Annotated in this window: 11 protein-coding genes; 6 read left to right on the top strand and 5 right to left on the bottom strand. The window is 74.1% G+C overall.

Annotated features, from left to right (window positions below):
• The first annotated feature begins 70 nt into the window (after positions 1–70).
• From FBY24_RS01190 to ilvD (FBY24_RS01165), 6 genes are all read left to right on the top strand, one after another.
• Complete coding sequence (locus FBY24_RS01190; RefSeq protein ID WP_142157367.1) at positions 71–1,360, top strand: extracellular solute-binding protein; 1,290 nt, start codon at positions 71–73, stop codon at positions 1,358–1,360.
• A gap of 9 nt (positions 1,361–1,369) precedes the next feature.
• Complete coding sequence (locus FBY24_RS01185; RefSeq protein ID WP_142157365.1) at positions 1,370–2,392, top strand: carbohydrate ABC transporter permease; 1,023 nt, start codon at positions 1,370–1,372, stop codon at positions 2,390–2,392.
• On the top strand, positions 2,392–3,270 hold the full coding sequence (locus FBY24_RS01180; protein ID WP_142157363.1) for a carbohydrate ABC transporter permease: 879 nt from the start codon (positions 2,392–2,394) through the stop codon (positions 3,268–3,270). Before FBY24_RS01185 ends, FBY24_RS01180 begins: the two co-directional genes overlap by 1 nt.
• A 187-nt stretch (positions 3,271–3,457) precedes the next feature.
• Positions 3,458–5,674, top strand: coding sequence for a beta-glucosidase (locus FBY24_RS01175; RefSeq protein WP_142163003.1), 2,217 nt, complete (start codon positions 3,458–3,460; stop codon positions 5,672–5,674).
• A 109-nt stretch (positions 5,675–5,783) separates the two neighbouring features.
• Complete coding sequence (ilvD, locus tag FBY24_RS01170) at positions 5,784–7,646, top strand: dihydroxy-acid dehydratase (RefSeq protein WP_142157361.1); 1,863 nt, start codon at positions 5,784–5,786, stop codon at positions 7,644–7,646.
• 67 nt (positions 7,647–7,713) lie between these two features.
• Positions 7,714–9,423: a dihydroxy-acid dehydratase gene (gene ilvD, locus FBY24_RS01165; RefSeq protein WP_142157359.1), complete on the top strand. Its 1,710-nt coding sequence runs from the start codon at positions 7,714–7,716 to the stop codon at positions 9,421–9,423.
• Positions 9,424–9,479: 56 nt separating this feature from the next.
• On the opposite strand, the gene FBY24_RS01160 is transcribed toward ilvD (FBY24_RS01165), so the two are convergent.
• The 5 genes from FBY24_RS01160 to FBY24_RS01140 form a co-directional block, all read right to left on the bottom strand.
• A complete protein-coding gene (locus FBY24_RS01160; RefSeq protein WP_222117189.1) occupies positions 9,480–10,460 on the bottom strand; it encodes a DUF5692 family protein in 981 nt (326 codons plus the stop codon).
• Positions 10,461–10,489: 29 nt separating this feature from the next.
• Positions 10,490–11,140, bottom strand: coding sequence for a TetR/AcrR family transcriptional regulator (locus tag FBY24_RS01155; protein WP_142157357.1), 651 nt, complete (start codon positions 11,138–11,140; stop codon positions 10,490–10,492).
• Positions 11,141–11,278: 138 nt separating this feature from the next.
• Positions 11,279–12,331, bottom strand: coding sequence for an NAD(P)/FAD-dependent oxidoreductase (locus FBY24_RS01150; RefSeq protein WP_255432148.1), 1,053 nt, complete (start codon positions 12,329–12,331; stop codon positions 11,279–11,281).
• Between the two features lie 29 nt (positions 12,332–12,360).
• The gene (locus FBY24_RS01145) at positions 12,361–12,894 is read right to left on the bottom strand and encodes an isoprenylcysteine carboxyl methyltransferase family protein (RefSeq protein WP_142157353.1); all 534 of its coding nucleotides are present in this window, start codon (positions 12,892–12,894) and stop codon (positions 12,361–12,363) included.
• Complete coding sequence (locus FBY24_RS01140; protein WP_142157351.1) at positions 12,891–13,967, bottom strand: type III polyketide synthase; 1,077 nt, start codon at positions 13,965–13,967, stop codon at positions 12,891–12,893. Before FBY24_RS01140 ends, FBY24_RS01145 begins: the two co-directional genes overlap by 4 nt.
• Between the last annotated feature and the right edge of the window lie 54 nt (positions 13,968–14,021).

Here is a 14,021-nt window from a genome sequence, read left to right as displayed (position 1 = left end):
CCGACGACGGCGGACTCGGCGGCGCCACCGACGGCTCTGCACGGATCGACTCAACGATGAGGACGGGTTCATGAACATCAGGAAGACCCTGGCGCTCACGTCGGCCCTGGCGCTCGCCGCGGGCCTCACCGCCTGCGCGGCGGACAGCCCGGGCGGCGACGCCGACGGCGACGTGACGATGACCTTCTGGCACAACTCGACCACGGGCGAGGGCAAGGCGTACTGGGAGGAGACGGTCGCGGCCTTCGAGGAGGCCAACCCCGGTGTGACCATCGAGATCCAGGCCGTCCAGAACGAGGAGATGGACGGCAAGCTCCAGACCGCGCTGAACTCCGGCGACGCCCCCGACATCTTCATGGCGCGCGGCGGCGGCAAGCTCGCCGACGTCGTCGCGGCGGGCCAGGTCATGGACCTGACGGACTCGATCGACGACGCCACCCGCACCGCGGTCGGCGACGCGGGCTTCTCGGCGTTCACGATCGACGACAAGGTCTACGGCATGCCGACGGCGATCCTGCCGGGCGGCATCTACTACAGCGGCGACCAGTTCGCCGAGGCCGGCATCGACACGCCGCCGACGACCATGGCCGAGCTCGGCGACGCGGTCGAGGCCCTCAAGGGCATCGGCACGCAGCCCATCGCCCTCGGGGCGAAGGACGCGTGGCCCGCCGCGCACTGGTACTACTTCTTCGCGCTGCGCGAGTGCTCGCAGGAGGTCATGGCCGAGGCGGCCGACACCCGCATGTTCGACGACGAGTGCTGGACCCGCGCGGGCGAGGACCTGCAGGCGTTCGCCGAGACGGAGCCGTTCAACGAGGGCTTCCTCACCACGTCGGCCCAGCAGGGCGCCGGCTCGTCGGCCGGCCTGCTCGCCAACGGCCAGGCCGCGATGGAGCTCATGGGCGCCTGGCAGCCCGGCGTCGTCGCGTCCCTGACGCCCGACGAGCAGCCGCTCGCCGACCTCGAGTGGTTCCCCTTCCCGGCCGTCGAGGGCGGCGAGGGCGACCCCAGCGCCATGATGGGCGGCGTCGACGGGTTCTCCTGCTGGGCCCAGGCCCCGAAGGAGCAGTGCACCGCGTTCCTCAACTTCTTCATGCAGAAGGAGCACCAGGAGGGCTACGCCAACGCGTTCCACACCCTGCCCGCCAGCCAGGAGGCCCAGGGCGTCGTCACCGAGCCGGCGCTGCAGCAGGTCCTCGAGGCCTACAACGAGGCCGCGTACGTCTCCGTCTGGCTCGACACGCTGTTCGGCCAGAACATCGGCAACGCGCTGAACGTCGGCGTCGTCGACATGCTCGCCGGCCAGGGCTCGCCCGAGGCCATCGTCGAGGCCGTCAACGCCGCGGCAGCGAAGGGCTGACCTTCCACCATGGCATCCATCAGCGAGGACGCGCGTCGCGCGCACCGCTCGCCCGTGGACCAGGCCGGGGGTGCCGCGCCCGTCGCGGCGCCCCCGGCCGGGCCGCCGGCCCGACGCCGCACCGCGGGCGTCGGGTGGCGGACGCGGGCCGAGATCGCCCTGCTCGCCGGGCCCGCGCTGGGCGTCTTCCTGGCGTTCGTGATCTTCCCGGTCGTCATGGCCGCGTACTACGGCTTCTTCAGCTGGCAGGGCTACGGCCCGCCGACGGAGTTCGTGGGTCTGCGCAACTACGTGACGATCCTGACCGACCCCACGTTCCACGACGCCCTGCGGCACAACGCGTTCATCGTCGTGATGTCGCTGGTCCTGCAGGGCCCCGTCGCGGTGCTGCTCGCGCTGCTGCTCAACCGGCCGCTGCGCGGACGCTCGGTCATCCGGGTGCTCATCTTCGTGCCGTACGTGATCTCCGAGGTCGTGGTCGGCACGGGCTGGAGCCTGATGCTCGCCACCAACGGCGCGCTCAACGACCTGCTCGCGAAGGTCGGCCTCGACGGCCTGGCCCAGGAGTGGCTGTCCGACCCGGGCGTGGCGATCTGGACCCTCATGGGGATCATCACCTGGAAGTACGTCGGGTTCGCCGTGATCCTCTTCCTCGCCGGGCTCCAGGGCATCCCCGAGGAGCTGTCCGAGGCCGCCGCGATCGACGGTGCGTCGTACTGGCAGGTGCAGCGGCGCATCACGCTGCCGCTGCTCGGCCCGACGGTCCGCATCTGGGCCTTCCTGTCGATCATCGGGTCGCTGCAGCTGTTCGACCTCGTCTACATCATCTGGGGCCAGTACGTGGCCTCGACCGCCGGCACCTCGACGATGGCGACGTACATGGTCGTCAACGGGCGCAACGCGGGCAGCTACGGGTACGGCAACGCCGTCGCCGTCGTGCTGTTCGTCGTCTCGCTCGTCATCGCGCTGCTGTACCAGCGGTTCGTCCTGCGCCGCGACACCGACGGCGCCCTCACCGGAGGGAAGAGCTGATGGCCGCCACCACGCTCGACACCCGCGCGCGTGCGCGGGCCCGCCGCGGTGCGAGCGCCGGCACCCGCCGCTCCAACGCGCTCGTCTACGTCGTCGCCGGGCTGCTGGTCGCGGCGGTCCTCGCCCCGGTCGTCTACATCGTGCTGGGCGGGTTCCGCACCAACTCCCAGATCACCACCGACCCGTCGGGCCTGCCGGGCCCCTGGCAGGTCGGCAACTACCTGGACGTGCTCGGCGGCAGCCTCTTCTGGCAGCAGGCGGGCAACTCCACGGTCGCGGCGGTCGCCACCACCCTCGGGGTCGTCGCGCTCGGCCTGATGGCCAGCTACGTGCTCGCGCGGTACCGGTTCCGGGGGCGGGGCGCGATGTACGCGGTCTTCGCCGCGGGTCTGATGTTCCCCATGACCGTCGCGATCACGCCGCTCTACATCCTGGTGCGGAGCCTGGGGCTCATGGGGTCCCTCGGCGGGATCATCCTCCCGCAGATCGCGTTCGCGCTGCCGACGACGATCATCATCCTCGTGCCGTTCCTGCGGGCCATCCCCGACGAGATCGAGGAGGCCGCCGCGCTCGACGGCTGCGGCAAGCTCGGGTTCTTCTTCCGGATGGTGGTGCGCCTGGCCGTGCCGGGTGTCGTGACCGTCGGGATCCTCGCCTTCGTGGCGAGCTGGAACAGCTACCTGCTGCCGCTGTTCATCCTCAGCAACGAGGCGTCGTACACGCTGCCGCTCGGGGTGCAGGCGTTCGCGTCGCAGTACTCCGTCGACACCGCTCGGGTGCTGGCGTTCACGTCGCTGTCGATGCTGCCGGCCCTGGTGTTCTTCAGCCTCTTCGAGCGGCGCATCGTCGGTGGGCTCACCGGTGCCGTGAAGGGCTGACGCGGGTCGCCGACGCACCCCTCCCTGTGCGTCGGCGCCCGCCCGGCCCTGCATCTCCCGGGCCCGCCGGGCCCTCCTCGTCCTTGGAGCGTGAACAGTGACCGACCTCCAGCAGGCTGCGCCCGTGCAGCCCGCCGCACCCGCCGCGCCCACCGGCGCGGGACGTGCCCGTGCCCTCCTCGCGCAGATGACGCTCGAGGAGAAGCTCGCCCAGATCGTCGGCTTCTGGGAGAAGGAGGACGGCGAGGCCGTCGCGCCGCTGCAGGGCGAGTTCACCGTCGCCCGCGGCTACGCCGACGTGACCCGCCACGGGCTCGGGCACCTGACCCGCGTGTACGGCACCCGGCCGGTCGACCCCGTCGAGCGGGCCCGTTGGCTGTGGGCCGAGCAGCGTCGGCTGGTGCGCGAGACCCGCCTGGGCATCCCCGCGCTCGTGCACGAGGAGTGCCTCACGGGCCTGGCGGCCTGGACGGCCGCGACCTTCCCGACGCCGCTGGCCTGGGGCGCCGCGTGGGACCCCGCGCTGGTGGAGCAGATGGCGGCGCTGGTCGGGCAGTCCATGCGCACCCTCGGCGTGCACCAGGGGCTGGCCCCCGTCCTCGACGTCATCCGCGACCCCCGCTGGGGGCGGGTCGACGAGTGCATCGCCGAGGACCCCTACCTCATCGGCACGCTCGGCACCGCGTACGTGCGCGGGCTGCAGGGCGCCGGGGTGCACGCCACCCTCAAGCACTTCGTCGGCTACTCCGCCTCGCAGGCCGGCCGCAACTTCGCGCCCGTGCACGCCGGGCCCCGCGAGGTCGAGGACGTGCTGCTCGTGCCGTTCGAGATGGCCGTGCTCGACGGCGGGGTCCGCTCCGTCATGCACTCCTACGCCGAGATTGACGGCGTGCCCGTCGCGGCCGACCCGACGCTGCTCACCGGGGTGCTCCGCGACCGGTGGGGCTTCGACGGCACGGTCGTGGCCGACTACTTCGGCGTCGCGTTCCTGCACCTGCTGCACCGGGTGGCCGCCGACCTCGGCGACGCCGCCGGGCAGGCGCTCGCCGCCGGGGTGGACGTGGAGCTGCCCACGGGCGACGCGTACCTCGACCCGCTGGCCGACGCGGTCCGCGCGGGCCGGGTCGACGAGGCGCTCGTCGACCGGGCGGTGCTGCGCGCGCTGGAGCAGAAGGCGGAGCTGGGCCTGCTGGACGCGACCTTCGAGGACGAGCCGCCGACGGACGTCGACCTCGACAGCCCCGCGCACCGGCGGGTCGCCGCCCGCCTGGCCGAGCAGTCGGTGGTGCTCCTGGGCAACGACGGCACGCTGCCGCTGGCCGCGCCGGCGCGGGTGGCCGTGCTCGGGCCGAACGCCGACCGGTCCGCCGCGCTGTTCGGCTGCTACTCGTTCGTCAACCACGTGCTCGCGCACCACCCGGACGTCGAGCAGCGGCTCGAGGCGCCCACGGTCCGCGCGGCCCTGGCCGCCGAGCTGCCCGACGCGGTCGTGACGTACGCGCCCGGGTGCGCGGTCGACGACGCCGACACGTCGGGTGTCGCCGAGGCCGTCGCGCTCGCCGCGGCCGCCGACGTCGCGGTCGTGGTCGTCGGCGACCAGGCCGGGCTGTTCGGCCGCGGGACGGTGGGGGAGGGCTGCGACCGGGACGACCTGGAGCTGCCCGGCGTGCAGCGCGCGCTCGTCGAGGCCGTCGTGGCCACCGGCACCCCGGTCGTGCTGGTGCTGCTCACGGGGCGGCCGTACGCGATCGGCTGGGCGCTGGACGCGTGCGCCGCGGTCGTGCAGGCGTTCTTCCCCGGCGAGGAGGGCGGGCAGGCGGTCGCCGGCGTGCTGTCGGGCCGTGTCAACCCGTCCGGCCGGCTGCCGGTGAGCCTGCCGCGCTCGGCCGGCGCCCAGCCGTTCTCGTACCTGCACCCGCTGCTCGGCGGCGACGGCGACGTGACCAACCTGGCGAGCACGCCCGTGCTGCCGTTCGGCCACGGCCTGTCGTACACGTCGTTCACGCGTACGGGCCTGACGGTGGACCCGGACCCGCGCACCGACGGCACGGTCACCGCCCGCGTGCGGGTCACCAACACGGGCACGCGCGCGGGCGCCGACGTCGTGCAACTGTACGCCCACGACGTCCTGGCCCCCGTCACGCGTCCGGTCGCCCAGCTCGTCGGCTACCACCGGGTCGAGCTGGAGCCGGGGCAGTCCGTCGAGGTCGAGCTGGTGGTGCCGACGGTCCGGCTGGCGTTCACCGACCGGTCCGGGCGTCGTGTCGTCGAGCCCGGTGACGTGGACCTGTGGGTCGGGCCGTCGTGCGCGGTCCGGGAGACGACGTGCCGCACGACCCTGACGGGCGACGTGCACGTGGTGACCACGGCGGACCCGCGCCTCACGGCGGCGCACGTGCGCTGACGCACGGACGTCTGCCTGGTGGACGCCGGGCGTCCCACGCCTCGGACGGACGTAGGGTGACGGGGCGCTACCGCGAGGTGGCGCCCCGCACCTGCGAAGGAGACCCGCGATGAGCCGTCCGCTGCGCTCACGGACCTCGACCCACGGCCGCAACATGGCCGGCGCCCGCGCGCTCTGGCGCGCCACGGGCACGCAGGCCGGGGACTTCGGCAAGCCGATCGTCGCGATCGCCAACTCCTACACGCAGTTCGTCCCGGGGCACGTGCACCTCAAGGACATGGGCGACCTCGTCGCGTCGGCCGTGCGCGAGGCCGGCGGCGTGCCCAAGGAGTTCAACACCATCGCCGTCGACGACGGCATCGCGATGGGCCACGCGGGGATGCTCTACTCGCTGCCCAGCCGCGACCTCATCGCCGACTCGGTCGAGTACATGGTCAACGCGCACACCGCGGACGCGCTCGTGTGCATCTCCAACTGCGACAAGATCACGCCCGGCATGCTCAACGCCGCGCTGCGGCTGAACATCCCCGTCGTGTTCGTCTCCGGCGGGCCGATGGAGGCCGGCAAGGCCGTCGTGGCGGACGGGGTCGCGCGCACGCCGCTCAACCTCATCAACGCGATCAACTACTCGGCGGACGACGCCGTCGACGACGAGGCGCTGGCCAAGGTCGAGGAGAACGCCTGCCCCACCTGCGGCTCGTGCTCGGGCATGTTCACCGCCAACTCGATGAACTGCCTGACCGAGGCACTCGGCCTGTCGCTGCCCGGCAACGGGTCGACGCTCGCCACGCACGCCGCGCGCCGCGAGCTGTTCCTCGAGGCCGGCCGCACGGTCGTCGAGCTCGCGCACCGCTACTACGACGACGAGGACGACACCGCGGCGCCCCGGGGCATCGCGACGCGCGCCGCGTTCAGCAACGCCATGGCCCTCGACGTCGCCATGGGCGGGTCCACCAACACGGTGCTGCACGTGCTGGCCGCCGCGCAGGAGGCCGAGGTCGACTTCACGCTCGCCGACATCGACGAGATCAGCCGCCGTGTGCCCTGCCTGGCCAAGGTCGCCCCGAACCACCCCGACTTCCACATGGAGGACGTGCACCGCGCCGGCGGCATCCCCGCGCTGCTGGGCGAGCTCGACCGCGCCGGCCTCCTCGACCACGACGTGACGAGCGTGCACACCCCGACGCTGCGCGCCTGGCTCGACGACTGGGACGTGCGCGGCGGCCGGGCCACCGAGCGCGCCACCGCCCTGTTCCACGCGGCCCCCGGCGGCGTGCGCACCACGCAGGCGTTCTCCACGCAGAACGTGTGGGACTCCCTCGACACGGACGCCGCCCAGGGCTGCATCCGCGACGTCGCCCACGCCTACACCGTCGAGGGCGGCCTGGCCGTGCTGCGCGGCAACCTCGCCGAGGACGGCGCGATCATCAAGACCGCCGGCATCGACCCCGACGTCTTCCACTTCGTCGGCCGGGCCCTGGTCTGCGAGTCCCAGGACGAGGCCGTCGAGAAGATCCTCACCAAGCAGGTCGAGCCCGGCCACGTCGTGGTCGTCCGCTACGAGGGCCCCTCGGGCGGCCCCGGCATGCAGGAGATGCTGTACCCGACGTCGTTCATCAAGGGCCGCGGCCTGGGCAAGGTCTGCGCGCTCATCACCGACGGCCGGTTCTCCGGCGGCTCGAGCGGCATCTCCGTGGGCCACGTCAGCCCCGAGGCGGCCGCGGGCGGCACGATCGCCCTGGTCGAGGACGGCGACGAGATCGAGATCGACGTCGAGACCCGCCTCATCCGCGTCAACGTGCCCGACGAGGTGCTCGCCGAGCGCCGCGCCAAGATGGAGGCGCGCGAGAACCCCTGGCAGCCGGTCGCCCGCGACCGCTACGTCTCCCCGGCCCTGCAGGCGTACGCCGCCATGGCGACCTCCGCCGACCGCGGCGCCGTCCGCGACGTGAGCCGCATCCGGCGCGTCTGAGGCGCGGCTCGGGCGTGTCGGCGCCCGACGGGATGCTCCGCGCAGGGGCGCTGCCTAGTCTCGGCTCATGACGGACGTGCAGCAGGCGGGTGTCGACATCAAGCCGCGGTCGCGGCAGGTCACCGACGGGCTGGAGGCGACGGCGGCGCGCGGCATGCTGCGCGCGGTCGGCCTCGGGGACGAGGACTTCGCGAAGCCGCAGATCGGCGTCGCGAGCTCGTGGAACGAGATCACGCCGTGCAACCTCTCGCTCGACCGGCTGGCCAAGGCCGTCAAGGGCGGGGTGCACGCCGGCGGCGGGTACCCGCTGGAGTTCGGCACGATCTCGGTGTCCGACGGTATCTCGATGGGCCACGAGGGCATGCACTACTCCCTCGTCAGCCGCGACATCATCGCCGACTCCGTCGAGACGGTGATGATGGCCGAGCGGCTCGACGGGTCGGTGCTGCTGGCTGGGTGCGACAAGTCGCTGCCGGGCATGCTCATGGCCGCCGCGCGCCTGGACCTGGCGAGCGTGTTCCTCTACGCGGGCTCGATCATGCCGGGCTGGGTGAAGCTGTCCGACGGCACCGAGAAGGACGTGACGATCATCGACGCGTTCGAGGCCGTCGGCGCGTGCGCGCGCGGGCTGATGAGCCGTGAGGACGTCGACCGCATCGAGCGGGCGATCTGCCCCGGCGAGGGTGCGTGCGGGGGCATGTACACGGCCAACACGATGGCGTCGGTGGCCGAGGCCATGGGCATGTCGCTGCCCGGGTCGGCGGCGCCGCCGTCGGCCGACCGGCGCCGCGACCAGTTCGCGCACCGGTCCGGCGAGGCCGTGGTCGAGCTGCTGCGCCGCGGGATCACCGCGCGGCAGATCATGACCAAGGAGGCGTTCGAGAACGCCATCGCCGTGGTCATGGCGTTCGGCGGGTCGACGAACGCGGTGCTGCACCTGCTGGCCATCGCGCACGAGGCCGAGGTCGACCTCACGCTCGACGACTTCAGCCGCGTCGCGGCGCGCGTGCCGCACCTGGGCGACCTCAAGCCGTTCGGCCGGTACGTGATGAACGACGTCGACCGGGTCGGCGGGGTGCCCGTGGTCATGAAGGCGCTGCTCGACGCCGGGCTCCTGCACGGCGACTGCCTCACGGTGACCGGCCGGACCGTGGCGGAGAACCTCGCGGAGATCGCCCCGCCCGACCCGGACGGCAAGATCCTGCGGGCGATGGACGACCCGATCCACCGCACCGGTGGCATCACGATCCTGTCCGGCTCGCTCGCGCCCGAGGGGGCCGTGGTGAAGTCCGCGGGCTTCGACTCCGACGTCTTCGAGGGCACCGCGCGGGTGTTCGAGCGGGAGCGCGCGGCGCTGGACGCGCTGGAGGACGGCACGATCCGCGCCGGCGACGTCGTCGTCATCCGGTACGAGGGCCCCAAGGGCGGGCCGGGCATGCGCGAGATGCTCGCGATCACCGGCGCCATCAAGGGCGCGGGGCTCGGCAAGGACGTGCTGCTCGTCACCGACGGCCGGTTCTCGGGCGGCACGACGGGTCTGTGCGTGGGGCACATCGCGCCCGAGGCCGTCGACGCAGGCCCCATCGCCTTCGTCCGGGACGGCGACCGGGTCCGGCTCGACGTCGCGCACGCCCGGCTCGACCTGCTCGTCGACGACGACGAGCTCGTCGCCCGTCGGCAGGGCTGGACGCCGCTCGCGCCCCGCTACACCCGCGGCGTGCTGGGCAAGTACCAGAAGCTCGTGCAGTCCGCGTCGAAGGGCGCGGTGCTGGGCTGAGCGCGGGTGCGGGGCGTCGCCCCGGCGACGCCCCGCGGTCCCGGTCGGTCTGCCGGTCAGCCCTGCAGCGCGGGCGCGGGCCGGCCGGGGGTCGTGCCCTCGACGTCGGCCCGGTGGCCCGGGATGCGCTCGACGACCCGGCGGTACGCCGGCAGGTCGGTCCACAGCTCGTCGCGCAGCGGGTGCAGGCGGCGGGTGCGCAGGCGGTGCACCTGGTAGACGACGACCGCGACGTTGGCCGCCAGCGACAGCGCGGACGCGGTCATGAGCGCGGCGGGGGAGTGCGCGGACTGCACCGCGAACGGCGAGTCCGACACGAACGCCGGGAACGCCATCGTGAACATCATCCAGAACGCCAGGGTGTGCGCACGGTGCTGCAGCCACGCGCCGCGGCGCAGCCAGAACGCGGGGATCGTGCACGACAGCAGCAGCGCGGCGCCGGCGTAGAAGGCGTGGTCGCCGACGCAGTTGTACACGTAGGCGAAGTTCCACAGGTCGTACGCGACGATCCAGAACCAGAGCATGTCCGGCCAGATCATGTCCTTGGTCCGGTCGCGGCTGACGTAGATGCCGACCCAGCCGCAGATCGTGAGGATGTTGAGGATCCCCGCGACGCCGTTCATGACGTTCCACGGGCCGGGCACCATCGTCACGCCGTCGACGACCCCGGCGTCCATGCCCGCGACCTGGAAGTCACGGACGACGGCCTCGGCGATGTTCAGCGCGAGGATCGCCGGCGGGAACAGCAGCATCCAGCGGTGCGCCGCCAGGCGGGGCACGTACCGGATGAGCATGAAGCCGATGCACCCGGCGAGCGCCGAGTAGACCTTGACCCAGTGGAACCACGAGCCCGTCGACGAGCCCTCGCCGGCGGTGTGCGGCCAGACGAGGACGGTCAGGACGAGGGGCAGGGCGACGAACAGCAAGAGCCCGGCGACCTTGCCGCGGCGCGAGATCTCGTTGAGCCCGATGAGCGCGGCGAGGACGACGACGAACATCAGCGCCTGCAGCGGCGTGATGCTCTCGAACAGGAACATGGTCTCTCCTTCGAGGTGAGCCCCGGCCGCTACGGTGCGGCGGGGTCGTCGGTGGCGGGCGCGTCGGTCGGGGCGAGCCGCAGGGTCTGCCGCACGAGCGCGACGAGCACGTCGTCGGGCGTGCCGGGCCGGGAGCGGACGAGCGCGATGAGCCCGTGCACGAGGACGACGAACGTCGCGCGCACGTGCGTGATCTCGATGGTGTGGCGGGCGGCGTACGCGGGGATCGTCGTGGTCTCGAGGGTGTCGACGAGGGCCTCGACGGCCCGGTCGAGGAACCGCACCGCGAGGGCGGCGTCGTCGAGCCGGGGCACCGCCGGCCCGCTGTGCGGGCCGCCCTGCGGCGCGTCGGGGTCGCGGCGGGTCGGCACGTGGTGGCGCAGCAGCGCGACGGCGCTGACCACGGCGCCGTCGACGTCGCCCGGGCGGCGGGCGGCGTCCCACGCGCGCAGGTCGGCGACGAAGTCGTCGATGCACGCGTCGAGGACCTGCTCGACGAGCGTCTCCATGTCGTCGACGTAGTGGTAGACGAGCCCGCGGGTGACGCCGACGCGGTCGGCGACGTGCGTGATCGTGGTGGCCCGCACGCCCTGCTCGGCGAACAGCGCGCGGGCGGCGCGGACGATCTCGTCGCGTCGGGCGTCGGGGGTCTTGACGACCCTGCGCTGCGTCTCGGCCATGGCGAGGACGCTATTGACGATGTGTCAACGGCCCCGGGGACGGAGGTCCCGGGATCGCCCGGACGGGTGTGCGGACACCTGTCCAGGAGCGCTCCGGGCGCCCTGGATCACCCGGACGGGTGAGGGCCCGTCGGGGCCTCAGCGGGCCAGCCGCTCCACCACCGCGCCGAACAGGGCGGGTGCGCGGCGGGCGAGCGGCACGACGGCCGGTCGCAGCGGGGACGTCGCCCAGGCCACGAGGGCGGACGTGAGCACCCGGTAGTCGCGGGTGGCCGACCGCCAGGCGCGCTCGTAGGCGTCCGGGTCGTCGAGCGTCGCGACGGCGGCGCGTGCCTGCGCGAACCCCACCCGCAGCCCCTCGCCGGTGAGGGCGTCGACGTACCCGGACGCGTCGCCGACCAGCCGCGCGGCGCCCGCGGTGCGGTGCGTGCTGCGGGCGCGCAGCGGGCCCGCCCCGCGCACGGGTCCGTCCGGGGCCGCGTCGCCGAGGTGCGCGGCCAGCTCGGGCAGCGCCGCGACGGTCGCGTCCAGCTCCGTCCCCCGCGGCCCGAGCACGGCCACGCCGACCAGGTCCGGGCCGACGGGTGTCACGTACACCTCCGCGCGGGCGGCCCAGTGCACCTCGACGAGGTCCGTCCACGACGCGACCCGGTAGTGCCGGCGCAGGCCGTAGCGCCGACGGTCGTCGGCCGGGGGACCGCGACGGGTCGGGGCCGCGGGCTCCAGCCCCAGCCGCCGCCGCGTCGGGGAGTGCAGCCCGTCGCACACGAGCAGGTGCCGAGCGGTCCGGCCGTCGACCTCCACGCCCTGCGCGGTCAGGTGCACGGCGGACGCCCGGGCGGGGACGACGACCGCGCCGAGGTCCACCGCGCGCCCGTGCAGGGCGTCGTGCAGGACGGTCCGGCGCACGCCGCGCCCGGCCGCGACGCGGAACCGGTGGTCGACGTGCCCGGCGGGCGACCGGTAGCTGATGCCCGCGAGCACGTGCCCGGGCGGGTCGACGTCCCAGGACTGCAGCAGCCGCAGCGCGCCCGGCATGAGCCCTTCCCCGCACGCCTTGTCGACCGGTCCGGGCCGTGGCTCGAGCACGACGACCTCGAGGCCCCGCAGACGCGCCTCCACGGCGGCCGCCAGACCGACCGGGCCCCCGCCGACGACGAGCACGTCGGTGTCGGGCGCACGTGCGGGCACCCGTCCGGGCGGCGCGCCGGGCACCGGCCTCAGACCGGCTCGTGCACGGCCTGCAGCGCCCGCTCCTCGGCGGGGATGCGGAACCGCAGCAGCAGGACCGCGTTGAGCACCGTGAACGCGACCGCCGTCACCCATGCCGTGTGCACGAGCGGCAGCGCCAGACCCTCGACGACCACCGCGACGTAGTTCGGGTGGCGCAGCCAGCGGTACGGGCCCCGGTCGACCAGCGGCAGCCCGGGCACCACGATCACGCGGGTGTTCCACCGCTCGCCGAGCGTGCCGATGCACCACCACCGCAGCGCCTGGCTCGCGACCACGAGGACCAGCGCGGGCCAGCCCAGCCAGGGCAGGAACGGGCGGTCCGCGACGAGCACCTCGACGACGCACGCGACGAGCAGCCCGGTGTGCAGCGCCACCATGGCCGGGAAGTGCCCGCGGCCGCTCTCGACCCCGCCCCGGGCGAACGACCAGCGCGCGTGCCGCGTGGACACGACGAGCTCGGCGAGGCGCTCGACGGCCGTGAGGCCGACCACGACCAGGTACAGGGTGAGCACGGTCGTCATCCTCCCGTGGACCAGCGCAGGAGCACCACCTCGGCGCTCACCCCCGGCCCGAACGCCAGCAGGACCCCGGGAGACCCCGGCGGGGTGCCGGCGGCGAGGGTGCGGTCCAGCACGTCCAGGACGGACGCCGACGACAGGTTGCCCACGGCGGCGAGGGACGCACGGCTCGTGGCCAGGGCGTCGGCGGGCAGGCCGAGCGCGTCCTGCACGGCGTCGAGGATGCGGGGCCCGCCCGCGTGCACGACCCAGCGCGTCACGTCTCCCGTCTTGAGCCCGTGCGTCGCGAGCAGGCCCTCGACGTCGGGCGCGAGCCCGGCGCGGACCACGTCGGGCAGCCCGGGCGACAGCACGATGCGGAAACCGGACGACCCGACCCGCCACCCGAGGTCCCCGCCCGTCCCCGGGTAGAGCCGGCTGCGCGACCCGACGACCGTGGGCCCCGCCGCACCGGCCGCCCGCGGGTGGTCCCGACCCACGACGACGGCCGCTGCCGCGCCGTCGCCGAACAGGCCGCTCGCGACGAGGTTCGCCGGGTCGGTGTCACCGTGCTGCAGCGTCAACGAGCACAGCTCGAGGCTGACGAGCAGGGCGACGTCCTGCGGGTGGCCGACCAGGTGGTCGTGCACGCGCGCCAGCCCGGCCGCCCCTCCGGCGCAGCCCAGCCCGAACGTCGGCACGCGACGCACGTCGCTGCGCATCCCCAGCAGCCCGACCAGCGCCGCGTCGACCGAGGGGGCGCCGATGCCCGTGACCGAGGTGAGCAGCACGAGGTCGACGTCGGCCGGGTCGACGCCCGCCCGCCCCAGCGCGGCCGCGACCGCCTGCGCCGCCAGCGCGGTGCCGAGCTCCAGGTACAGGTCGTTGGCCTCGCTGAAGCCCCGCACGTGCGGGTACCGGTCGAGCGGGAGCACGGTGTGCCGGGTGTCGACCCCGCAGCCGGCGTGCAGGCGCCGCAGCAGCGTCGCGGCCCGCGCGTCGTCCCCGGCGACCAGCGGCGCGGTGACCCGCGTGATGTCGGCCTGGGCGTGCGCCGGCCCCGGCAGGGCGGTGGCGACGGCGAGGACCTGGGACATCCCGGCATCGTCGCACCGGCAGCCCCGGCCCGCCCGGCGGGGCCCGGCGACCGC

It is taken from the genome of Cellulomonas sp. SLBN-39 (assembly GCF_006715865.1).
Lineage (GTDB): Bacteria > Actinomycetota > Actinomycetes > Actinomycetales > Cellulomonadaceae > Cellulomonas.
The sequence above is the reverse complement of the archived record's forward strand: the minus strand, read 5'-3'. Positions and strand labels throughout refer to the sequence as shown.